The sequence below is a fragment of the Bordetella sp. 02P26C-1 genome (genome assembly GCF_009763255.1).
Taxonomy (GTDB): domain Bacteria; phylum Pseudomonadota; class Gammaproteobacteria; order Burkholderiales; family Burkholderiaceae_B; genus Bordetella_A.
The window spans coordinates 108,372-128,969 of sequence record NZ_WSJB01000039.1 but is presented as its reverse complement, the minus strand read 5'-3'; the positions used below and the strand labels follow the sequence as shown (position 1 = coordinate 128,969).

Annotated in this window: 20 protein-coding genes and 1 riboswitch; of the genes, 5 read left to right on the top strand and 15 right to left on the bottom strand. The window is 60.4% G+C overall.

Features of this window, described 5'->3' with window-relative positions:
• Nucleotides 1-29: 29 nt before the first annotated feature.
• From GOQ28_RS18410 to GOQ28_RS18390, 5 genes are read right to left on the bottom strand one after another with little or no spacing between them, the layout of a single operon-like run.
• Nucleotides 30-956, bottom strand: coding sequence for a LysR substrate-binding domain-containing protein (locus GOQ28_RS18410; protein ID WP_160357459.1), 927 nt, complete (start codon nt 954-956; stop codon nt 30-32).
• Between the two features lie 50 nt (nt 957-1,006).
• On the bottom strand, nt 1,007-1,462 hold the full coding sequence (locus GOQ28_RS18405; protein ID WP_160350119.1) for a DUF6314 family protein: 456 nt from the start codon (nt 1,460-1,462) through the stop codon (nt 1,007-1,009).
• 17 nt (nt 1,463-1,479) lie between these two features.
• Nucleotides 1,480-2,310 carry an amidohydrolase family protein gene (locus GOQ28_RS18400; protein WP_160357458.1) on the bottom strand — a complete coding sequence of 277 codons (831 nt, stop codon included), beginning with the start codon at nt 2,308-2,310 and terminating at the stop codon, nt 1,480-1,482.
• A gap of 18 nt (nt 2,311-2,328) precedes the next feature.
• Nucleotides 2,329-3,342, bottom strand: a complete 1,014-nt coding sequence (locus GOQ28_RS18395) for an NAD(P)-dependent oxidoreductase (protein ID WP_160357457.1) — start codon at nt 3,340-3,342, stop codon at nt 2,329-2,331.
• Between the two features lie 23 nt (nt 3,343-3,365).
• On the bottom strand, nt 3,366-4,409 hold the full coding sequence (locus GOQ28_RS18390) for a LacI family DNA-binding transcriptional regulator (protein ID WP_160357456.1): 1,044 nt from the start codon (nt 4,407-4,409) through the stop codon (nt 3,366-3,368).
• Nucleotides 4,410-4,658: 249 nt separating this feature from the next.
• On the opposite strand from GOQ28_RS18390, the gene GOQ28_RS18385 reads away from it, so the two are divergent.
• The 3 genes from GOQ28_RS18385 to GOQ28_RS18375 all read left to right on the top strand — a co-directional run bounded on the left by GOQ28_RS18385 (nt 4,659) and on the right by GOQ28_RS18375 (nt 7,536).
• Complete coding sequence (locus tag GOQ28_RS18385; protein ID WP_160357455.1) at nt 4,659-5,672, top strand: DctP family TRAP transporter solute-binding subunit; 1,014 nt, start codon at nt 4,659-4,661, stop codon at nt 5,670-5,672.
• Nucleotides 5,673-5,776: 104 nt separating this feature from the next.
• A complete protein-coding gene (locus tag GOQ28_RS18380; protein WP_160350124.1) occupies nt 5,777-6,241 on the top strand; it encodes a TRAP transporter small permease in 465 nt (154 codons plus the stop codon).
• Nucleotides 6,238-7,536, top strand: coding sequence for a TRAP transporter large permease (locus GOQ28_RS18375; RefSeq protein WP_160357454.1), 1,299 nt, complete (start codon nt 6,238-6,240; stop codon nt 7,534-7,536). The genes GOQ28_RS18380 and GOQ28_RS18375 overlap by 4 nt, the downstream gene beginning before the upstream one ends.
• Before the next feature lie 20 nt (nt 7,537-7,556).
• Here GOQ28_RS18375 and GOQ28_RS18370 read toward each other — a convergent pair whose 3' ends face one another.
• A complete protein-coding gene (locus tag GOQ28_RS18370) occupies nt 7,557-8,444 on the bottom strand; it encodes an alpha/beta hydrolase (RefSeq protein ID WP_160357473.1) in 888 nt (295 codons plus the stop codon).
• Between the two features lie 228 nt (nt 8,445-8,672).
• On the opposite strand from GOQ28_RS18370, the gene GOQ28_RS18365 reads away from it, so the two are divergent.
• A complete protein-coding gene (locus tag GOQ28_RS18365) occupies nt 8,673-9,488 on the top strand; it encodes an aspartate dehydrogenase (RefSeq protein ID WP_160357453.1) in 816 nt (271 codons plus the stop codon).
• 139 nt (nt 9,489-9,627) lie between these two features.
• Here the strand turns inward: GOQ28_RS18365 and GOQ28_RS18360 are convergent, their stop codons facing one another.
• Nucleotides 9,628-10,626: a Bug family tripartite tricarboxylate transporter substrate binding protein gene (locus GOQ28_RS18360; protein ID WP_160350128.1), complete on the bottom strand. Its 999-nt coding sequence runs from the start codon at nt 10,624-10,626 to the stop codon at nt 9,628-9,630.
• A gap of 303 nt (nt 10,627-10,929) precedes the next feature.
• Between GOQ28_RS18360 and GOQ28_RS18355 the strand changes: the two genes are divergently transcribed.
• The gene (locus GOQ28_RS18355; protein ID WP_160357452.1) at nt 10,930-12,594 is read left to right on the top strand and encodes a thiamine pyrophosphate-binding protein; all 1,665 of its coding nucleotides are present in this window, start codon (nt 10,930-10,932) and stop codon (nt 12,592-12,594) included.
• Here GOQ28_RS18355 and GOQ28_RS18350 read toward each other — a convergent pair.
• The 8 genes from GOQ28_RS18350 to efeO all read right to left on the bottom strand — a co-directional run bounded on the left by GOQ28_RS18350 (nt 12,566) and on the right by efeO (nt 20,593).
• Nucleotides 12,566-13,513, bottom strand: coding sequence for a LysR family transcriptional regulator (locus GOQ28_RS18350; RefSeq protein ID WP_160357451.1), 948 nt, complete (start codon nt 13,511-13,513; stop codon nt 12,566-12,568). The two genes, GOQ28_RS18355 and GOQ28_RS18350, sit on opposite strands and share 29 nt — an antisense overlap.
• 88 nt (nt 13,514-13,601) lie before the next feature.
• The gene (locus GOQ28_RS18345) at nt 13,602-14,381 is read right to left on the bottom strand and encodes a 3-oxoacyl-ACP reductase (protein WP_160357450.1); all 780 of its coding nucleotides are present in this window, start codon (nt 14,379-14,381) and stop codon (nt 13,602-13,604) included.
• Nucleotides 14,374-15,396, bottom strand: a complete 1,023-nt coding sequence (locus GOQ28_RS18340; RefSeq protein ID WP_160357449.1) for an ABC transporter substrate-binding protein — start codon at nt 15,394-15,396, stop codon at nt 14,374-14,376. Before GOQ28_RS18340 ends, GOQ28_RS18345 begins: the two co-directional genes overlap by 8 nt.
• Nucleotides 15,397-15,416: 20 nt before the next feature.
• Nucleotides 15,417-16,181, bottom strand: a complete 765-nt coding sequence (locus GOQ28_RS18335) for an ABC transporter permease (protein WP_160350133.1) — start codon at nt 16,179-16,181, stop codon at nt 15,417-15,419.
• Complete coding sequence (locus GOQ28_RS18330) at nt 16,178-16,936, bottom strand: ABC transporter ATP-binding protein (RefSeq protein WP_160350134.1); 759 nt, start codon at nt 16,934-16,936, stop codon at nt 16,178-16,180. Before GOQ28_RS18330 ends, GOQ28_RS18335 begins: the two co-directional genes overlap by 4 nt.
• Complete coding sequence (locus GOQ28_RS18325; protein ID WP_160357448.1) at nt 16,933-18,405, bottom strand: acyl-CoA reductase; 1,473 nt, start codon at nt 18,403-18,405, stop codon at nt 16,933-16,935. The genes GOQ28_RS18330 and GOQ28_RS18325 overlap by 4 nt, the downstream gene beginning before the upstream one ends.
• Nucleotides 18,402-19,484 (bottom strand): LuxE/PaaK family acyltransferase, encoded by a 1,083-nt coding sequence (locus GOQ28_RS18320; protein WP_160357447.1) that lies wholly within the window; start codon nt 19,482-19,484, stop codon nt 18,402-18,404. The genes GOQ28_RS18325 and GOQ28_RS18320 overlap by 4 nt, the downstream gene beginning before the upstream one ends.
• Nucleotides 19,485-19,549: 65 nt before the next feature.
• Nucleotides 19,550-19,641, bottom strand: a riboswitch (TPP riboswitch).
• 124 nt (nt 19,642-19,765) lie between these two features.
• The gene (gene efeO, locus GOQ28_RS18315; protein ID WP_336603815.1) at nt 19,766-20,593 is read right to left on the bottom strand and encodes an iron uptake system protein EfeO; all 828 of its coding nucleotides are present in this window, start codon (nt 20,591-20,593) and stop codon (nt 19,766-19,768) included.
• Nucleotides 20,594-20,598: the final 5 nt, after the last annotated feature.

Here is a 20,598-nt window from a genome sequence, read left to right as displayed (position 1 = left end):
TAAATTTGCCATATGATGAGTTTTCGTCATCAAGTGGTTTGCATCGGCAATTCCAATTCGGTCGCAAAGGCGGCTGCCTGTTCATGGATCCATTCCCTGAAGCATTGCAGCGGATATTTGTCCCGCGTCTCCAGGGGATAGACCAGATGATAGGAGTCCTCGGCCGGCATCGAGAGCGGGTGCGCTCGGATAACGCCCTTTTCCCACGCTGCCTCGGGAACGAAGAACTCGGGCACAAGGCCGATGCCTAGCCCCGCTTCGGCCGCGCGCACCACCATGGACTGCAATTCAAAGCCCGCGCTATTGATGGACTCCGGCATTCTGTCCACGCCGGCGAGCTCAAACCACTGACGCCAGGACTCCGGCCGCGTCGTCGAATAGAGCAAGGTGTATCCCAGCAGATCTTCGGCATGCGTGAGCGGCCCGCCAATCAGATCCTCGCGGGCGATGGCCACCATGCGTTCACCAAACAGGAACTCCAGCGTGGCATGCGGCCAGATGGCTTTGCCATGATGAATGGCCACATCAAAGTGTTCATTCTCGAACGAGAAAGGGGCGGTGCGCACACCCATATTGATACGTATATCGGGATAGCGGGCATAAAAAGCGGGCAATCGCGGGATCAGCCATTCCAGCGCGAACGTGGGCAGTACCGCCAATTCCAGATTGCCGCGACCGCTGCCGTGCGCGGCAATCGCCCGGGTATCTTGTTCCAACGCGCGTAGCGAAGCGCGCACTTGTTCGCTATACAGGCGGCCCGGGCGCGTCAGGATGACACGCTGCTTGACGCGCACGAAGAGCGATACGTTCAGGCTTTCCTCCAGCAGATGGATCTGCCGGGAGATGGCGCTCTCGGTCACGGACAACTCGCGTGCCGCCAGGGTGAAGCTTTCGTGCCGGGCGGCCGCTTCAAACGCTGTCAGCGCCGCCATGCTGGGCGTTCGGATAAGACGCATGATTGGAGCAACTCCGCGCTTCGGAAAATGTGGACGAGGGACGCGGCCGCTCAGACAGGATCGACGAGCCGGGTATAGCGGCTGAGCGCTGTGTAATCCTTGCGGGGGCCCTGCACCGAGATCTCGGTCTCGTACCCGGCTGGCAGTGCAAGCCTGTACGCAACGGTGTAGGTGTCGGGGCCGCAAAGATGCGTGTCGGCCGCCACCAAGGTATGTGCGTCAGCCGGGACAAACCCTAGCGAGACGAATTGTCTGCCGCGATCCGGTTCGTCCTCGAACAGTATCACGAGCGCATCGCCGCGCGCGATGAAGCGATAGCGTCGTGAACACGACAAGGTCTGGCCCTCGCGCAGTGTCAAGGTGCCTGTTTCTTCATAATGCAGCACGTCGGCCGCCACGCGAGTGAAATGGGCGACGCCTGTCATTGTCGCGCCTTCGGCCGCGATGTCGCGCCTCAGGCGCCAGCTTCCTTCCAGTTGATCGAGCAAATCATGCGTCGCGCTCACGTTTACCTACCGGGCAGTCAGAACCCGTATAGCTTAGCCGGATTATGGACCAGGATCTGATCGCGCACGGTTTGCGTGGGGCACCAGCTGTCCAGCAATGCCAGGAGATCGCGGTCGTTGGGACGTTGCACCTGACCCGGGTGCGGCCAATTGCTCGCCCATAGACAGCGTTCGGGATATTCATGCGCCAGGGCCTGCGCCAAGACACCGACGTCCTGGTAATCGGGCGCGCCCGTACGCGATGTTTCGTACATGGCCGATAGTTTGACCCAGACGCGGCCGGTATCGAGCAGTCGCCGCAGCGAATCGAAAGCGGGATCCTGAGGCGTGACCGGCTCCAGGAACTTGCCAACGTGATCGATCACCACGTTACACGGCTGATCGGCAATTAAGGCCTCATAGTCCGGCAACGTGCGGCCATCGAGCTGGAGATTGATGTTCCATCCCAGCGACGCGATGCGCCGCGCCACCTCGGGCAGGTCGTCCCAAGTCATGATGTTGCCGCTATTGGGCACCATCTGAAAACGCACGCCGACCACGCCGGCTTGCGCCAGCGCCGCGAGCTGCGCGTCGCTGGCGCCTTGCGGCATGGAGATCACCGCGCGCGCGGAGCCCGCCGATGCAGCCAATGCGTCGAGCGTGCAGCGATTGTCAAAACCGTATCCCATGGCCTGAACAATCACACTGCGCGTGATGCCCCATTGCGCGCGCATCGCCAAATAATCCTCCCAGGTGCCATGCGGCGGCGACACGGGAGACGTCTGCTTGAGCGGATAGGTGTGCAGGTCGTAGATGTGATGATGGCAGTCGCAGCCCTCTGCGGGCACGGGCCAGCGGGATTCAATCATGAAAGCCTCTGTCTGCGTTTATGCTTGCGGCAAGGTAATGCCGAATCGGTCGCGCGCGCGCGTGGCGAACGCGGCGTTAACGTTGTTATCGGGAATGCGGCCCTCGATCAGCGCCCGGACCTGGCGCACGGAGTCCATCGCCTGATGCTCGGAGGCTTCCGGTGTCAGGCCGCCCACGTGAGGCGTGGCAAGCACTTTTGGATGCGATCCCAGCGGCAACGGCGGCATCTGGTCCCGTGCGGAACCGACATCCAGGGCGCATCCCGCGATGAGATTATGGTCGAGCGCCTTTAATAGATCGGCTTCATTGACCAACTCAGCACGCGACGCATTGATGAAATACGCTGAGCACTGCATCTGTTCGAAACGCTCAATATTCATCAGATTCGCGGTTTCCGGCGTTGCGGGCGCCAGGCACACGACGAAGTCGGATTGAGCCAGCAAGGCATCGAGCGAGGCCTGCTGAATATCCGCCTGCGCATCAAGCTTGGCGTATGGGTCGTTCACGATGAGCTTCATGCCAAAAGCGCGCGCGAGATTGGCCACATATTGGCCGATGGTGCCGTAGCCGATGATGCCCAGGGTCGCGCCGCGTAACTCGCGGCCCATGAACGCGGTGGGCATCCGCCCCTCGCGATAGACCGCCGACGCTGTATGGATGTGTCGGGCCAGATTGATCATTACACCCATGACCCATTCCGCCACGGAAGCCCCGAAGCCTGGTGTGGCGCGCGTCACCAGTACGCCCAAACGGTTGGCGCACTCGACATCGATATTACGTATATCGACCGCGACTCGACAGACGGCAGCCAGATTCGGCAGGGCTTGCAGTAGGGCAGCATCGACCGGCGGAACGCGAAAGCTCACCAGGATCTCGCAATCCTTCGCCTGTTGAATGATGTCGTCTGCCGTCGTTTCGGCATCGCTGTCGTGAAAGCGTACATCGCCCAGTTCGGACAACAGCTTGAAGGCACGATCGCCATAATAATGACGCAATGCCGCGCGATTATGCGTGAGAAAAATACGTGTCATGATAGGAATGAAGGCGGCGGGATTCAGGCGGGCGTCGCGGGTGCGGACACCGACTGTCGTTGTACGAGGCGCGGCGGAAAACTGAATTCGCGCGGCGGATTATCGGGGGAATGGATACGCGAGATCGCCTGCTCGACCATGGTTTCGGCGACTTCCTGCACGGGCATCGCGACCGTGGTGAGTGGCGGCCACACATATTCAGAGACTGGAATATTGTCCATACCCACGACAGACACATCCCCCGGGATAGACAAGCCGCATTCTCTTAATCCAGCCATGACACCAATCGCGGTCATATCGTTGACCGCGACGATGCCCGTCGGCCGGGGCGACATCGCGGCGATTTTCTGCGCGGCCTCGTGGCCGAGTTTGGCCAGCTCGTTATCGCCGAAACGCGAACCGCCTTCGATCTCGATGACTTGCGCGCTGCAGCCTGACGCGGCGTGCACGGCAGCGGTAAATCCTTCGATTTTTTCGCGACGGCTGCTGGTTTCGCCTTTTGGTTTTACGAAAGCCAGCCGCCGATGACCATGCGCGATTAAATGCTCGGCGGCCAGCCGTCCGGCGAGTCGGTTGTCCGGTAGGACGTGATCGTGCTTGGCGGGCTTGTCCGGGTCGATGCCCAGGTCGTAACTCACCACCGACAGGCCTTTGGCGATGGCCGCTTCGATATGCCGCTCGTCATTTAAAGAAGAAATAACAATGACGGCACGGATGCCCAGACCGATGAGATCATCGAGCATCTTGGCTTCGAGCTGTTTATCGCGATACGTATTGCACGCCAGCACACGATAGTTATGCTTGGACTGGGCCACCTGCTCGACCGCCACGGCCAAATGGGCAAAAGACGGGTTTGACGAAGTGGGTACCAACAAGCCCAAGATCGGTATATTGCCGGTCTTCAGATGCCGGGCAATCTGGTTGGGCCGATACCCGAGCTTTTCAATGGCTTGCTCAATACGGACGTACGTCTCCTGCCGCATCCGTTCGGTGCGACCGTTGAGCACATTGGACACCGAACTCACCGAGACATCGGCAAGCCGCGCCACATCCTGAATCGTCGCCATCGGACTCCTCTTTTGGAACGGATAACTATATCGTTCTAGTAAATCGTTTTAGCCAATATATCACGCTGGCCGCATGATGGCATGAGTCGCGTAAACATGCTTAAAACAAGCCGTTTCAGGCAATTAGGGTAAAGCCTAATAAGCTGAGACTGTGCAGCAAAGGCACCGCATGCTATGTTTCCGGTAAATCGATCTACTAAAACGATTTATCTCGTTTGCACATCGACTCATCTCACAGGAGGAGACATCGTGAGCCAATCACTCGTGCGCTTTCGCGCCCGCCCTTTAGTCGCAGCTGTACTGTCCACGATCATGCTGGCAGCCGTCCCGGCCGCCCACGCGCAATCCAAGAAAGAACTCAAGATTTCGCATTCGGCCGCGGGCGATTTGTCGTCCGAGCACCATCTGGCCGCATGGGCATTCAAGAATTATCTGGCCGATAATTCCGATACGGTGTCGGCGCGTATTTATCCTTCCAGCGCGCTGGGTGATGAACGCGCTGTGTTCGAGGGCATGCAGCTGGGCGCGGGGGCATCCTGCGCCGTCGCGGGCACCGCGATCCTGAACAATTTCTCCAAGCGTGTCGGCGTGATCGACCTGCCCTTCCTGTGGAAAGGCTACGACCACATGAACCGCACCTTGGATGGCAAGGTAGGTCAAGCCATCGCGGCGGACCTGGAGAAGTCGGGCATCAAGGTGCTGGCCTGGACCAACAACTGGGGCGCTCGCAACGTCGTCACGGCGAAAAAGACGGTCAACACGGCGGACGATCTGAAAGGCCTGAAGATCCGCACCATTCAAAGTCCGATCTACGTCGAAACGATCAACGTCATGGGCGCGAATGCAACGCCTATGTCGTTCGGCGAAATCTATACGGCCATGCAGACCGGCGTGCTGGATGGTTTCGAGCACGGCGCGGCTGCTGTAGTTGCCAACAAGCTCTACGAAGTCGGCAAGAACGTCGCCATCACCAATCACTTCCTCGGCCCGGCCGTTTTTGCTTGCTCGATGAACGAGTGGAATCAGCTCTCCGACACGCAGAAAAAGACCGTGATGGACGCTGCCAAGTTCGCCAGCGACCTCAATCGCTCGCTCGCGCCGATCCGCGAGCAAGAAGCGTTGGACTTCCTGAAGGATAAGGGCATGACCATCACCACGGTGGACACCACGCCTTTCCGCGATAAAGCGACCGCGCTGCAAGACAAGATCGCCGCCAACATCGGTGCGACCGATTTGCTCGCAGAGATTCGCGCTTCGCAATAAGTCCGTTCTACCGCGACAACAACCTGGAGGGGAAGACCTGGTCTTCCCCTTTGGGCGCACTGGCGGGCATGCGCCCGTTCTCGTCACGTCATCCCGGAAAGCCGATGCGTTACATCAATAAGTTCGTCGAGGCCCTGATCACGCTGCTGTTCGTTGCGATCGTGATCGCGGGCACGCTGCAGGTCTTCAATCGTTTTGTGTTCAACGTCTCGCTCAGCTGGAGCGAGGAATTCCAGAAATTCGCGTTTGTCTGGGTGGTCTTCCTGGCGATTCCGGTGGCGTACAACCGCATGGCGCATTTGCGTGTGGATACATTCTTTGAACGATTCCCGCCTGCGATGCAGCGCCTGATGGTCTGGATCATCGACCTGCTGTGGATCGGCTTGGGCGTGGCGCTGATGGCGTTTACCTGGCGGTTGATGCAGGTCACTAAATATCAGATGAGCCCCGGTCTGGGTATCAGCATGTCGGTGGTATACGCAGGCATGGTCGTGGGAGGCGCCTACCTGGTGCTGAGCGTGCTCTCCAACATGGTTCGACGCGTGAAGTCGACGGAGGTGGCGGCATGACCTTGGTCATTATTTTCGCGGTGATGCTGGGGCTGGTGTTCATGGGCATCCCCATTCTGCTGTCTATCGCTTCGGTCAGCTTGGTGGGCGCCATGGTGATCCCCGGGCTGGTACCGGCCCTGGTACCGCAAAAAGCCTTCTCCATGCTGGATTCCTTCAGCTTGTTGGCCCTGCCCTACTTTATCCTCGCGGGCGCCATCATGACGCGTGGCGGTCTGAGCGCGGGATTGATCGAGTTTTCGCAAGCGTTGGTGGGTCACATCCGCGGCAGCCTGGGGCATACGGCAGTCATCTCTTGCACGGCGATGGCGAATATCTCGGGTTCATCGACAGCGGAAGCCGCTGCCGTGGGTTCGGTGACGATACCCGCAATGAAGGAACGGGGTTATAAGCCGGGCATGGCCGCGGCGATCGTTGCGGCGGCGGCAACCATCGGCCCCATCATTCCGCCTAGCATGACGATGATTGTGTACGGTTCGATCACGGGCGTTTCGATTGGCGGGCTGTTCATGGCGGGGATTATTCCCGGCTTGTTGATCGCCACGCTGCTGATGGGGATGATCTATGCGCTGTCTTATCTGCCGTCGAACTCGGCGTTGCGCGTGACACAGCCGCGCTCGACGTTCAAGCAAATATGCAAAGAGACCAAGCGCGTCTGGCCAGCGCTGATGGCGCCGGTCGTCATCATGGGCGGTATCTTGAGCGGCATATTCACCGCGACGGAAGCCGGCGTGGTGGCGTGCGTATACAGCCTGATCGTGAGCAAGGTGTGGTATCGCCGTCTGCCGTGGAAGGAATTGCCGGGCGTGATCGTGGACGCGGCCGTCACCACCGCCATGGTGGCGGGGGTACTGGGTATGGCGGGGGTGCTCGGATGGTTGTTGAACTATCTCGACTTCAATGACACCGTGCTGACGACCCTGCGCGGCGTGACGGACAGTTCGTTGTTGATGCTGGCGATCCTGGTGGTCATCATGCTGGTCTTGACGATGATCCTGGACGGGCTGGCGGTCGTGGTGGTGATGGTGCCGACAATTGTGTATGTCGGCACGGCATTTCACATCGATCCGTTGCAACTGGGCATCCTGATGGTGATGATCACGCAAATAGGCGGCCTGACGCCGCCGGTGGCCATATTGTTGTTCATCACGAGCGGCATCGCCAAGATCCCGTTTGGAGAGGCGGTGCGATCCGTATGGCCGTTCCTGGGCGTCGTCGTGTTCGTCCTGGTGGCCATCATGCTTGTGCCGGAAATCGCCACGTGGCTGCCACATCAGGTGCTAGGCGGCGGCTAACCGCCACATACAGGGCTGGCTCAATCGCGAGTCAGCCCCATCATCTCGAGCATTGCGCGGGCTAACGGACTGTCGGGCTTGCCGCATTCCAATACCAAATCGAAATGGTTTAACCCCGGCACGCGTACATAGTCGCCGGGGTAGCCACGTGCCTGCCATTGCTGCAGATAGTCCCTACTTTGCCGCTTGAACTCATCGGTTTCGTTATCGCCATAGGAAACGACGATAGGGCAGCCGGCGGCGGGCTCATAGTTCACCGGGCTGTTGCGCGCGGCGTCTTCGGCTGAGAGCTTCATCCATGCGTTGATATGCGTGTGCGGAATCGGCGCGAGGTCGTACAGGCCGGAGAGCAGCAGCGCGCCTTTGACCGCATTCAGCGGCATGCCCAACGGCGTATGCCAGCCGCTGGCGAGCAGCATTCCGCAAAGATGCCCACCGGCCGAACTGCCACCGATGTAAATACGATCGGGGTCCCCACCATACTGTTCGATATTGCGATACACCCAAGCCACAGCGCGACGGCATTGGTCGACGATCGTATCGAGTGTCACGGCTGGCGCCAACGCGTAGTTCACCGCCACATACACTGCGCCGGCCGACGTATAGGCGGGCGCCATGCTGCTGGATTCGTTCTTCGACAGCGCACGCCAGTAGCCGCCGTGGATATACACGAACACCGGCGCACGCGGGGCCGATGCGGAGGGACCGGGGCGGAATACGTCCAAGGTTTCGTCGGGATGCGAGCCATAGGCAAGGTCGGGTGTGCACGATAGCGTTTCCCGGGCACGACGGCTTTGTTCGGCGTATTCCTGCATGATGGACAGGAATAGCGATTCCGGTACCGTGGCGCGAGCGTTGTATTGAGCATCCAGCTCGGCTGAATCCATATCGCGATAGAGCTTCATCAATCGGCCATCCAAATTTTGAACACTGCATAGTGCCATGCTGGGCGCGCATTTGGCATGGCATTTTCCCTAGGCAGAGGCTGGCCGGCCGTGGCGAACCGTCATCCGCCGGCGTGACACGCCAACAAGGTCCACGTGATACTCGGCACTGCGACCGCGGCTATACCCGAGAATACTTCCCAGAGTGCCGTTCGCGCCTATACTTTCCTCAGGACATCATAAGGAATTCTCATGGGCACTCCCTCCCCCACCTTACGCGTCGGCATCGCCGGCTTTGGTTCCATTGGTAAAACGATCGCCAAGAAGATCGACGCTGGCATACCGGGCCTGCGGGTGGCGGCGCTGGGCGTACGCGATGTGCAAAAGGCGCGCGATGCCTATACCTTTAAACAGGCCCCCGTCTATACCGACATCGATCATCTGGCCGAGCACTGCGACATCGTCGTCGAGTGCGCACCGGCCGCGCTATTGCCTCGTATCGCGGAGCCGGTGCTGAAGGCCGGCAAAAAACTGCTGGTTCTGAGTTCCGGCGCGCTACTGCTCAATCAACAGCTGGTCGATATCGCGCGCGAGCATGGCGGGCAGATCATCGTGGCCACTGGGGCGCTGATTGGGCTGGACGCGGTAACAGCGGCCGCCGAGGGCACGATCAACGAGGTGCGCATGGTCAGCCGCAAGCCTCCCCTCGGCTTTGCCGGCGCGCCCTATGTCGTGCAAAACAACATTGACCTGGACGCGATCAAGGAGCCCACGCGTATTTACTCTGGTACCGCGCGCGAAGCCGCAACGGGTTTTCCCGCGAACTTGAATGTCGCGGTGTCCTTGTCGCTGGCGGGTGTGGGGCCGGACCGTACCATTCTGGAAATATGGGCCGATCCGACGGTTTCACGCAATATTCATCGCATCGAAGTCGACTCGGAAGACGCCAAGTTCAGCATGGAAATTCAAAACGTGCCCAGCGAGAATCCGAAGACAGGCCGTATTACTGCACTGTCAGCCGTCGCAGCGTTACGCAAGCTGGTGGCGCCGCTGCGTATTGGGACCTGATCGGGCACGCGCCACCGCTGCCCAACATAGAGCCTGCGCCGCGAGCGGAATCCATCGCTCGTGCTGGCGCGCCATACAGGGTCTGGATCGTCTATGCGGTAGGCCGGTTGACGCAGCAGCGTCGACCGGCCAGGTAGCTTCACAGTTTGATGTTGGCCTTCTTAGCCACATCGGCCCACTTCTCGACCTCGGCTTTCTGAAACTGCGCCAGCGCCTCGGGACCTGCTCCCGAGACATCGAGGCCGAGATCCTGCAGTTGCTTGCGGACCTCGGGTTGTTCCAGGGTACGGCTCATGGCTGCGTGCAGCTTTTGCACGATCTCGTCGGGCGTATCGGCCGGCGCGAACGTCGCCTGCCAGGAAACCACTTCAAAACCGGGCAAGCCTTGCTCGGCCAACGGCGCGACGCCGGGTAAAACCGGCGAAGGCTTCGCCGACGTCACGCCCAGCGCACGCAAGCGACCTGCCTGAATCAGCGGGACGGCCGATGTGATGTTGTCAAAGAGCAGGTCGATTTCGCCACTCATCAGGGCCTGCAGCGATGGACTGCTGCCTTTGTAGGGGATATGCAGCATCTTGGCGCCGGTCCGGCTCATAAACAATTCCCCTGTCAGATGCTGGGAACTACCTACGCCGGCCGAGCCGAAGTTGAACTGCGCACCTGGCTTTTTACTGGCTTCGATCAAGTCCTGCACGGTTTGATAAGGGCTGTCGGCGCGCACCACCAACACGTTCGGAAGGCTGCCAGTCAGGATGATGGGCTTGAAGGACTTGATCGGGTCATAGCCGATATCGGGGTAAATACTCACGTTGATGGCGTGCGAGCTGATGGTGCCACCGACGATGTTGTAACCATCGGGCTTGGCGCGCGCGACTTTCGCCGTACCCAGGCTGCCGCCAGTGCCGCCGATATTCTCGACCACGATGGGCTGACCCAGATATTTAGCGGCGCCCACGCTGTAGATGCGGCCGATGATATCCGTCGCCCCGCCCGGCGCGAACGGAACAGTGTAGGTAATCGGTCGATCTGGCCATTCGGCCGCGTTCGCGGTCAGCGGCAGCGCGGTCGTGGCCACTAATACGGCGGCGAGGCCTGCCTTGCAGAAGAAACGACGGGGATGGTCGGTTGCACGCGACATGCATTGCTCCTCAGTTTTAGATATTGTCAGGTTCCCACACGGGCCTGCTCATCGACGATGGCGTCGACAAAGCCCGATAAGCCCGCTTCATCTTACGACAACGGATGATGTTCTGTGGGTGCCTCACGCTACGCACACATGCATGTATCGGACCAAGCGCCCGTGTTATGCGAAATTCCCAGAGCAGCTATGCAAGAATCCCAGCGCCACGCATGCGCAAGCGAGATAACCTGCGGTCCATCGTCCGGGCCACGTCTTTCACGACGTGTCTCTGGCTCCCACAGTCACCCTTATCTCGCTAATATGAGTTCTCCATCGCAACGAACCGCCGGCCGCGCCCTGGTCTCCTCCCTTGTCGCTCACGGTGTTGAGCGCGTCTTCTGTGTTCCCGGTGAAAGCTATCTGGAAGTTCTCGACGCCCTAAAGGATGTTGAAGACCAGATCGAACTGATCGTCACCAAACACGAAGGCGCCGCGGCCAATATGGCCGAAGCGGACGGCAAGCTGACTGGCAAGCCAGGTATCTGCATGGTCACCCGCGGCCCGGGCGCCACGCATGCCAGCATCGGCCTGCATATCGCGCAACAAGATTCGACGCCGATGATTCTGTTCGTTGGGCAGATCGCCCGTCACGATCGCGGCCGCGATGCGTTTCAGGAAGTGGACTATCAGCAGTTTTTTGGCAGCATCGCAAAACTCGTGATCGAGATCAATGAAGCGGATCGCGTGCCCGAATTGCTGGCGCGCGCCTTCAACGTCGCGGTGTCCGGGCGTCCCGGACCGGTGGTCGTGTCGTTGCCGGAGGACATGCTGACGGAAGTCATCGCGACGCCCGATTGCGCGCCGATGACGCTACAGCTGCCGGAGCTGGCGGCATCCACGCGCGACCAGATTGGCGACGCGCTTAGCGCGGCCGAACGTCCTTTGTTGATCGTGGGCGGCAGCAACTGGTCAGCCGCCGCGTGCGCGGATTTGCGCGCGTTTGCGTCGAGCTGGAATTTACCGGTGGCCAGCGCGTTCCGCCGTCAAGACCTGCTCGATAATGAAGACCCGCAATACGTGGGCCATATGAGCCTGGGCATGAGTCCGGCGTTGCGGGCGCTAGTGCAAGAATCGGATCTGATCCTTGCAATCGGCACGCGCCTGGGCGATGTGCCCACCGACGGCTTCACGTTGCTGGAGTTGCCTACGCCCGCCCAGAAGCTGATTCATCTGCATGCATCCGCGGAAGAGTTGGGACGTGTGTATCGGCCGGATATTGCCGCCCCCGTCACCGCCGAGGCGGCGCTGCGCGCGCTGACTGCCCTACCCGCGCCGGGCGCACCGGTTTGGGCGCAACGGACCGCGAAGGCGCGCGAGGCTTTTGTCACCTTTACGTCTCGTCGCCAGACCGAGGTGCGTCCAAACGGCGTAGACCTGGCAAAGGTGATTCTGCATCTGAACGATGCGCTGCCTGACGATACGATCATGACCAATGGCGCGGGCAACTATGCGGTATGGCTGCATCGCTACTATCGTTATCGTCAGCCGCGCACCGAGCTGGCAACGACCTGCGGCGCGATGGGATATGGACTACCGGCCGCCGTTGCCGCGGCGCTGCGCTACAAGGGACAACGTCAAGTAGTATGCGTGGCCGGCGATGGCTGCTTTATGATGTACCCGCAAGAAATCGCCACCGCCATCGAATTCGGCGCGTCGCTCATCATTCTGGTAGTCAACAACGGAATGTACGGCACCATTCGCATGCATCAGGAACGCGACTACCCGGGCCGGGTGTCGGGCACCCGGATTCATGGTTCTGACTATGTCGCCCTGGCGCGGTCATTGGGCGCACATGGCGAACGAGTGGAAAACGAAGCCGATTTCCCCGCCGCGTTGCAGCGCGCCCGCGACGCCGGTGGCGTGGCGCTGATCGAGTTGGTCACCGACCCCGCTCAAATCACACCGGACAAGCGGATCCCGGTGTAGGCTGCACGTTGGGCCACTGGCCCGACTGCACCAATTGCGCGACGGTCTGCTTGATGAGATGCGCGACTTTCCAATAGCTATCGACTTGAGCACGACCGCGCGGGGTCGCCAGGACCACCGTGCGCGTGGCGCGGGGATGATCGATCTTGACGGCCTTGATCGTCCCCGCGGCGAGTTCGTTCTTCACGGCCGCCATCGGCAGAATCGTATAGCCATGGTTCTGCTGCACGAGACGGCTCATCAAATGCGTGGAGCCATCACATTCGATGGCAATGTTCGGTGCTATGCCGATCTCCTGAGCCAGCGCTTCCAGCCAGGTCTTCAGCCCATGCACGGTACTGGGCAGCACCATCGGCAGACTCAGCAAGTCAGCGCCACTTAAGGCTCGACGCGGAACACTGCTCGACGCGGGACAGATGCAGTACAAATCCTCGCGCAGTAATTCTTCATAATCCAGAAGCTTGGATTGCGTGGGTTGATAGAGCAACGCCACGTCCACGTCGCCATCCTGCAGCATATCGATGATGTGAGACCCCAGGCCCTCGACGAATCGGAGCTTCGATTTGGGAAACTCGTGCTTCAGGGCATGAGCGATCGCGCCAAACGTGGCGTTAGCGATCGTAGGCTGCGAAGCAATCGTGATCTTTGCCGGCCCGCAGGCCGCGAGCTCTGCGGCGGTGCGGCGCGCACGGGATAACGCGCCCACGACCTCTTCGGCCGCGCGAAACATGGCTTGGCCTTTTTCTGTCAGCACCATTCCCCGCCCGGATCGGTGAAACAGGCGCATGCCAACGCTGTGCTCCAGACGCGTGATATGCCGCGTCAGCGTCGACTGCTCCACCCCGAGATCGGACGCGGCGCGCGACACGCTGCCAGCCTGGGCGACCACATAGAAAAACTCAAGCGCGACAAGATCCATTCAATATGTCTTTAATATAAGTACACCGCTCCACGCTCTCGCGGCCGGAACGAGCCGTCGACCGCCACTGCGGCGTCCGCCCAATGCGTCACCGCATCACCAATCCCCCATCCACGAACAGCACCTGGCCTGTCATAAATCCACTCCAGTCCGACGCAAGAAACATGACAGGCCCGGCGATGTCTTGCGGCCTGGCAATGCGTCGCAATGGCGTCGCGGCGATGAGGGCATCGCGAAACGATTCCTGCGTATCGCGACTCGCATCCGTAGGATAGACCAATCCTGGAGCCACGCAGTTAACGCGTATGCCTAGCGGCCCGAGCTCCGTGGCGAGGTTACGGCTGAAGCCAACCAGAGCGGCTTTCGCCGTGGTGTAGTCGTGGTAAGGCACCACAGGGTTTTCGACAAGATTGGTGGCTATATTGATGATGCAACCTTGCGCTCGCCGGCGGAAATGCGGCAGCACGGCCTGGCAGACATTGAAGACCGCGCCGACAGAGCCATCGTACTGAGATTGGTAGTCGGCCCACTTCAGCATATCGAAGGTCGCGCGCCGACGTGGATCGAAACGGTATTGTCTTACGGCGTTATTGACGACGATGTCCAAGCGCCCTGCCTCGTCCTCGATCGCGCTCACCATGGCTTGCACGGCCTCTGGCGATGTGACGTCCGCCTGCAGGCACCAAGCATCGCCGCCGGCGGCCTGACATTGAGCCACCACCGCCTCGGCCGCGGCCGAATTGCTGAGGTAGTTGACGACGACGGTCGCGCCCTCGGCCGCGAAACTTCGGGCGATTTCCGCGCCTATGCCACGACTGGCGCCGGTGACCAAGACGACCTTGCCAACGAATTTACGGGTGTCATTCATTGATAGCCTCCGGCAGCAATCGCATATCCAGCACGCGAGACACATCGATAGGCCGCTGTATCAGGCCCAACTGGTGATAGACATTGGCGGCTTGCTGCCAAGCGGCCATATCGAATGCGCCCAAAGGACGTCGCGCACCATCAGGCCCGGGAATCGCCTGCGCGGCGGCATTACGCAGTTGGATGACGGCAGCGTTCATGTCACGATCCGTGCCGTCGATGGCGCGTTTCATGGCAAGCGTGGCGGCCTCGTCCGGATTCGCCATCATCCAGACCGCGCTATCGCGATAGGCTTTCAGAAACGCACGCAACAAGGGTTGTTGTTGCTGATAGGTGGATTCCCGCACGACGAACATATCGCTGGAAATATTCAGATGATCGCGCACCTCGATGACGTTCACCTCGCCCAGGCCGCGACGACGGCCCACCAGCAAACCGGTGTCCGTGGCGGCTAGCGCGTCCACTTGTCCTTGTATGAGCGGCGCGAAATTCAGCACGCCGGTGACCACGATCTCGACATCCGATTCCGTCAGGCCCGCGCGATGCAACAGCACAAGCAGATTCTGGCGCGTGCCGCTGGACAAACTATAGACGCCAATGCGCTTGCCGCGCAGGTCCTCGGGGCGAGTGATGTTTTTTGACTTCAACGACACGACATTGAAGACGTTCTGCGGGTAGATGTCATAGATCGCGCGCAGCGGCTCACCCTTGTCCAACGCCATAAAAAACGACCCCGGATCGGTGAAGGCCACATCGGCCTGGCCGCTAAGCAAATTGCGTATGGCGTCGCCCCCGCCCGCGCCGGGCAGGTAAACGAGCTCCAGGCCCTGCTCCTTAAAGAAACCTTTGTCCGGCTCGACCAGCAAGTTGGTGATTTCCGAAATCGGCTTGCTCCAGCCGGCCACGGTGATCTTGCCCTGCGCGGGTGTTTGCGCACGCGCGGCCCGGGCGTAGGGCAGCGTGGCCAACCCTGCGAAAGCCGCGAGCAGCGCACGGCGCGACGGAGAGAAAGGCATGGTGGATATCCTTGAGTCAATCATGATTGATAGCCGTAGGGCTTTAACAACTGACGTTCGATTAGCAGAATGGCGTAATAGCTGAGCAGGCCGATCACCGCGATGGCAACAAGCGCGGCGAACATGAGCGGCGTATCCATCATGCCTTGCGCGGCAATAATGACCGCGCCCAGACCACGACTGGCGCTGATGAATTCGCCCACTACCGCGCCCACCAGTGCGAGGACCAACGCCACGCGCCATCCGGCCAGAATGCCGGGCAGCCCGGCAGGCAGCTTCAATCGCAATAGCGTCTGCATCCGCGTCGCGCCCAGCAAGCGAAACAGTTGCACGCGATGCGGATCGACTTGCTGCAAGCTCGTCAGCGTGTTTTCCATCAAAGGGAAAAAGCAGATCAACGCTGTCATGATCACAGTGGGCAAGATACCAAAGCCGAACCACAATACAAAAAGCGGCGCCAGCGCCAGTTTGGGCACGACCTGACTCACAATCACATAGGGCTTTAGCACACGGTCGAGCAGCGCCGACTCGGCCAGCGCGATGCCCATGGCCATTCCCAGCGCACCGCCCGCTGCCAGCCCAAACAACATTTCAACAAGCGTGGCCGAGATATGCGGCCAGAGATAGCCGCTACTAAGCGTGGACCATAACGTGGTGGCCACGGCGGTCGGCGCCGGCAAGACCAAGGCGGAAATACCGCTTTGACGCACCGCGAATTCCCATCCAGCCAACAGCACAATCAACAACACAATAGAAAGCGTGCGGTTCCTCAGCACTTGTTTCATTGCCCTGCCCTCATCATCGTGTCGTAGATCCCGGCGCAGATCCCGTTGAATGCCACGCCATGCCGCAAGGCCTGCGTGCGCGGCACAGGCAGCGATACCGCGATATCGGCAAGCAGGCGACCCGCGTGCATCACGCCCACACGATCGGCGAGGTACACCGCCTCGCCAATGTCATGCGTGACGAATAGCACCGTCGTACGCTGCTTGCGGCACATACGCAGCAAATCGTCCTGCAGCTCATAACGGGTGATCGCATCGAGCGCGGCGAATGGCTCGTCCAATAGCAGCAGCTCGGGCTGCAGTACCAGCGCCCGCGCCAGTGCCACGCGGCTTTGCTGGCCGCCCGACAGTTCGCGCGGATAACGTTGCTCATAACTCGCGAGCCCCAGCATCGCCAGCAATTCGCGCGCACGGGCGAAATCCGCCTGGCTTGGGCGTCGCTGCAACGAAACGGGCAGCAGCACGTTATCCAGTACGCGCTGCCAGTCCAGCAAGGTGGGCGCCTGGAACATATAGCCGAGTTGCGGGCCGGGGACCACCGAGCGACCGTCCTGTCGACGAATATGACCTTGTTGCGGCGTCAGCAACCCGGCAACCAGCTTGAGCAAGGTGGTCTTGCCGCAGCCGCTGCGACCGACCAGACAGTGAAAGCCGCCCTGCTGCAATGACCAGCTCACGTCATCGACGATGCGGTGGTCGCGGGCATAGCCATACACCACGCGATGGATATCGATAAACGGAGTGGCCGCGCTCATGGCTCATACTCCGCGAACGGATCCGCCGCAGCTTCGGCCGACTGCTCGATTTCGGTCATGCGTACCAGATCCAACAGATTGAAACGGCCATCGTGATGCCAGCCGGCTTCGGGCACACTCATCGATCCAATGGCGCTGATCCGCGTCACGCCGGCGGCGCCAAGTTGTTCCGCAAGCCGATACAGCTCTGCCGGACTTGCGGCCACGCCCGCGGTCTGCAGGTAGACCTCGCGGCCCGCCAGCCGTGATGCGATATCGTCCAAGCTATCTATAACAGCGATGACGATGCTACGCTGCAACCCGGTGGGCGCCAGCGCAAGTTCTCCATCCACATACGCCACACTCCACGGCGCTCCGGGTTCACCGATCAAACAGTCCGCGCTCTGCGGGCCACTGTCCAAAGGAATCCGCCATTCGATCGACTGACGCCATTTCGCCACGGCGGAAGATTCGTTCAGATCCAGCGCGCGCCTTGGATAGCGCTGCTGCAGATTGGCAAGTTCCGCCGCGATATAGTCTGCGAACGCGCGCGGCGAGACCTGCCCACCGCGCTGCACATAGAAGACCTGCGGTGAATAGCAGCCCTGCTGGTCGTAACGCATCACGTCCCAGGCGGCACGCCTGGCCAGCGCGGGCGCTTTCAACGCGTCCAGCGCCGACGCACTGACCACGCCAAATCCCAGCTTATGACCATGCGGCAGGAAACGCGTCGTCACCGGCAGGCGCCGTTGAATCGCTTGCAGTGCCTCATTGCCACCATAAGCCACGACGGTATCAGCCTGGGCATACAACGCGTCCGCGCTGCCGTCACCCGCCCCCCGCCACCACACGACAGCGAAACACTCTGCCCAAGGAGGATGCACCTCGGCCAGCAGGCGCGCGAACCAACCGGCGAACAGCGGCTCGGCGCTAGGCAGCTTGCCAATATTGCCGGCTTTGACCAGCAGGCCGCAAACAAAGCTCCACAATGCCAGTGCGGGGACATTTCCCGCCCAGCTATGCGCCAGCAGAGCCGGGCCATAGGCGCGTACCGCCCCGCCCTTGGGCGCGGGTTGAAAAGCATCCAGGACTTTGGGATTCGTAAAGTCTTCGGCGACGAATCGATGTAGCTGCGGCGCGCGAAAGGTTTTAAAAAACCCTGTCAGTCCGACTCTGACCATCTCGGCATCGAAGCCGCTGACCACCGGCAACCAAGCGTCGGCCTGCCGACGATACGGGTCATCGCGATCGAGCAGACGGGCGATCGCGCGGTCGATAATGGCGATGATCTCCGATACGGACATCGTGCGCAGATGACGCGCGCTCGCTTGTTTTACCCGCAATGCCAACGCCTGCATCTGCGCGGCCGTCAACACCGGCACGGCGACCTCCAGCTGCCGAGCGCCTGAACCAAAGTGCAAGCTGTGCCAGCTGACCTCATCGGCTGTCAGCCCGGGCAGATAACCGGCTTCGATCCGCACCATCGTCATGCCACGCTGGAATGGATGAATTCTTCGACAGCCAGCGAGCAGCCTTTGGCTTGCGCGCCAGCCGCCCGGCCCAGCAGCAAAAAGCCGCCCTCCGCGGGCTCACCCACGTCCTCGGTCAATATCGTCGTGACCGAGTTGAAATTGGCCAGATCGCAATGCACCAGTATGCCGCGTTCACCGTCAGGCACGGTAAAACCCGTTGCCGGGTCAACGAGCCGCGAACGTATCCAGTGCGGTCCCGATTTCACCGAGGGGACCACGGCGTTGCCATCATCGTAGAACTGTGTGCTCAGCTCCGTCATCCCATACATGTTGATGCAAAGCTCGCCCGGCACGCCGAACAACTCGGTCAGTTCGGCATAAAAGGTGTCTAGCGGCAACTCGCGCGACTGGCGTTTATAGCCGCCGGTATCGAGGATGCGACTGCCCGGCGGCAGGCGAAAGACGCGGCCGGTCTCGCGCAGCGCATCCATCACATGAACGAGGCTGTAGCTCGCACCCAGCAGCGCATACGGCTGGCCGCTGGCCTCGGCCTGCTCCAGACGCCGCCACAGCGCGTCAAGCGCGATACCGTCAGCGGACATAAAGTACTCGCTGTCCGGTGTGCCAAACACCGATTTCGCCAACGCCAGATAATGCGCCAGCGAGGAGTTCGGCATCACGGTTTCGTCGGGGAACAGAATTCCCATCGGCATACGCTCGACGCCGCGCATGAAGCGGCGAGCAAAATTGCGCGTCATCGACAGATCGTAAACATCCAAGCGTGGGTGGAAATGTCTTCCCCGCGCATCCGCGCGGGTCGTGCCGCTGGTCATGAAAACCCGCTCGGTGTCCTTGGGCGGCTCACATCTCAGCTCCATCGCCTTGAACGCATCAATGGGTACGGCGGGTATATCACGCCACGATCGCACACTGCGCAGGGTGACGCCGCGATGCTGGCAAAAGCGTTTGAACGGCACATTCGCCTGGTATTGATAGGCAAACAGGCGAAGCGCCAGTTGATCGAACTGATCGTCAGTACAACCGTCTTGGGCAATAAAGGCGAGCAGATCCGCCTCTGGCGATGCGATGGGATTCATGGGCTCTCGAGTGTCCTATACAAAGCCCCGAAGCCCGCCTGCGCCCGGTCGCGCGAGGCGCGACCTGGTCCAGTCATTGCTCTTCTTACGCCGGTGTGAACCGGGTCAAGTTCGCGGGTCTGAATCTCAGCACTGGCGTGCACCCCGGAGCAAGCGCCATGTTAACCCGCAATAGCGAGTTATTCATAAACCCGGGGTATTTCCGGCGGCGAAACTCAAACGCCCGACGAGCGTCAGCGCCGCCCCCGCCGCGCGAGTCCGCTCTGCCAAGACCCAGCGATTTAATCCAACCCCAACATCCCGCGCATCTGCGACAGGTCTTCGGCCAGCGTATTCACCCGTCCCGCCAAGACCTTGCGGTCGCGGTCGCTGAGTTTTTCATACGATTCGAAGCCGCCATTGGCGGTTTTGTACTTCGCGAGCGTGTCAAAGACGGTCTTGAAATTCGCGTCGGTCTTTTCCACAAAAGCGGGATTCTCGCGCTGCACCAGCGGACGCAAAAACTCAAAAATCCGATAGCCGCCCTCGAAATTAGCCTGGAAATCCCACAGGTCGGTATGACTGTAGCGGTCTTCTTCCCCAGATATCTTGGTCGCGGCGACTTCTTCCATCAACACGGCGGCGCCGCCCACGACTTTCTCGGGCGGAAAGGTCAAGTTGGCCAAACGCTTTTGCAACTCCAAAACGTCGGCCATCAATGTATCGGCCACGGCATTGACATTGTCGGTGCTCTTTTCTTCCCATAGCGCATACTCGATGCGATGGAAGCCGCCGAAACCGGGGTCTTTTTCGGCCTTTTCGTGATCGTCCGCGCGCGAGTCGATGGAGGCATCCAGATCGCTAAAAAGCTCCGCGACCGGCTCGATGCGCTCATAACTCATCCGCGTGGGCGCGAACAAGGCGCGTGCCTGCTCAATATCCCCCGCTTTCACGGCGTCGGTAAATTTGCGCGTGTCGGTAACGAACTGGTCTATGTTCTCGTTGACATAAAGCTTGTACTCGGCAACCGGACCTACGAGTTCGAGCGGCGATACGGCGGCATGCGCTTGCAGCGTCCACGCGCCCAACGATAGGGCAGCAGCTAGCCATCGATGACGAGTAATGTTCACGGGAT

Coding starts and splice junctions, on each gene's coding strand:
- GOQ28_RS18410 (WP_160357459.1), bottom strand. CDS start 956: ATGCGTCTTATCCGAACGCCCAGCATGGCGGCGCTGACAGCGTTTGAA.
- GOQ28_RS18400 (WP_160357458.1), bottom strand. CDS start 2,310: ATGATTGAATCCCGCTGGCCCGTGCCCGCAGAGGGCTGCGACTGCCAT.
- GOQ28_RS18395 (WP_160357457.1), bottom strand. CDS start 3,342: ATGACACGTATTTTTCTCACGCATAATCGCGCGGCATTGCGTCATTAT.
- GOQ28_RS18390 (WP_160357456.1), bottom strand. CDS start 4,409: ATGGCGACGATTCAGGATGTGGCGCGGCTTGCCGATGTCTCGGTGAGT.
- GOQ28_RS18380 (WP_160350124.1), top strand. CDS start 5,777: ATGCGTTACATCAATAAGTTCGTCGAGGCCCTGATCACGCTGCTGTTC.
- GOQ28_RS18375 (WP_160357454.1), top strand. CDS start 6,238: ATGACCTTGGTCATTATTTTCGCGGTGATGCTGGGGCTGGTGTTCATG.
- GOQ28_RS18365 (WP_160357453.1), top strand. CDS start 8,673: ATGGGCACTCCCTCCCCCACCTTACGCGTCGGCATCGCCGGCTTTGGT.
- GOQ28_RS18360 (WP_160350128.1), bottom strand. CDS start 10,626: ATGTCGCGTGCAACCGACCATCCCCGTCGTTTCTTCTGCAAGGCAGGC.
- GOQ28_RS18355 (WP_160357452.1), top strand. CDS start 10,930: ATGAGTTCTCCATCGCAACGAACCGCCGGCCGCGCCCTGGTCTCCTCC.
- GOQ28_RS18350 (WP_160357451.1), bottom strand. CDS start 13,513: ATGGATCTTGTCGCGCTTGAGTTTTTCTATGTGGTCGCCCAGGCTGGC.
- GOQ28_RS18345 (WP_160357450.1), bottom strand. CDS start 14,381: ATGAATGACACCCGTAAATTCGTTGGCAAGGTCGTCTTGGTCACCGGC.
- GOQ28_RS18340 (WP_160357449.1), bottom strand. CDS start 15,396: ATGCCTTTCTCTCCGTCGCGCCGTGCGCTGCTCGCGGCTTTCGCAGGG.
- GOQ28_RS18335 (WP_160350133.1), bottom strand. CDS start 16,181: ATGAAACAAGTGCTGAGGAACCGCACGCTTTCTATTGTGTTGTTGATT.
- GOQ28_RS18330 (WP_160350134.1), bottom strand. CDS start 16,936: ATGAGCGCGGCCACTCCGTTTATCGATATCCATCGCGTGGTGTATGGC.
- GOQ28_RS18325 (WP_160357448.1), bottom strand. CDS start 18,405: ATGACGATGGTGCGGATCGAAGCCGGTTATCTGCCCGGGCTGACAGCC.
- GOQ28_RS18320 (WP_160357447.1), bottom strand. CDS start 19,484: ATGAATCCCATCGCATCGCCAGAGGCGGATCTGCTCGCCTTTATTGCC.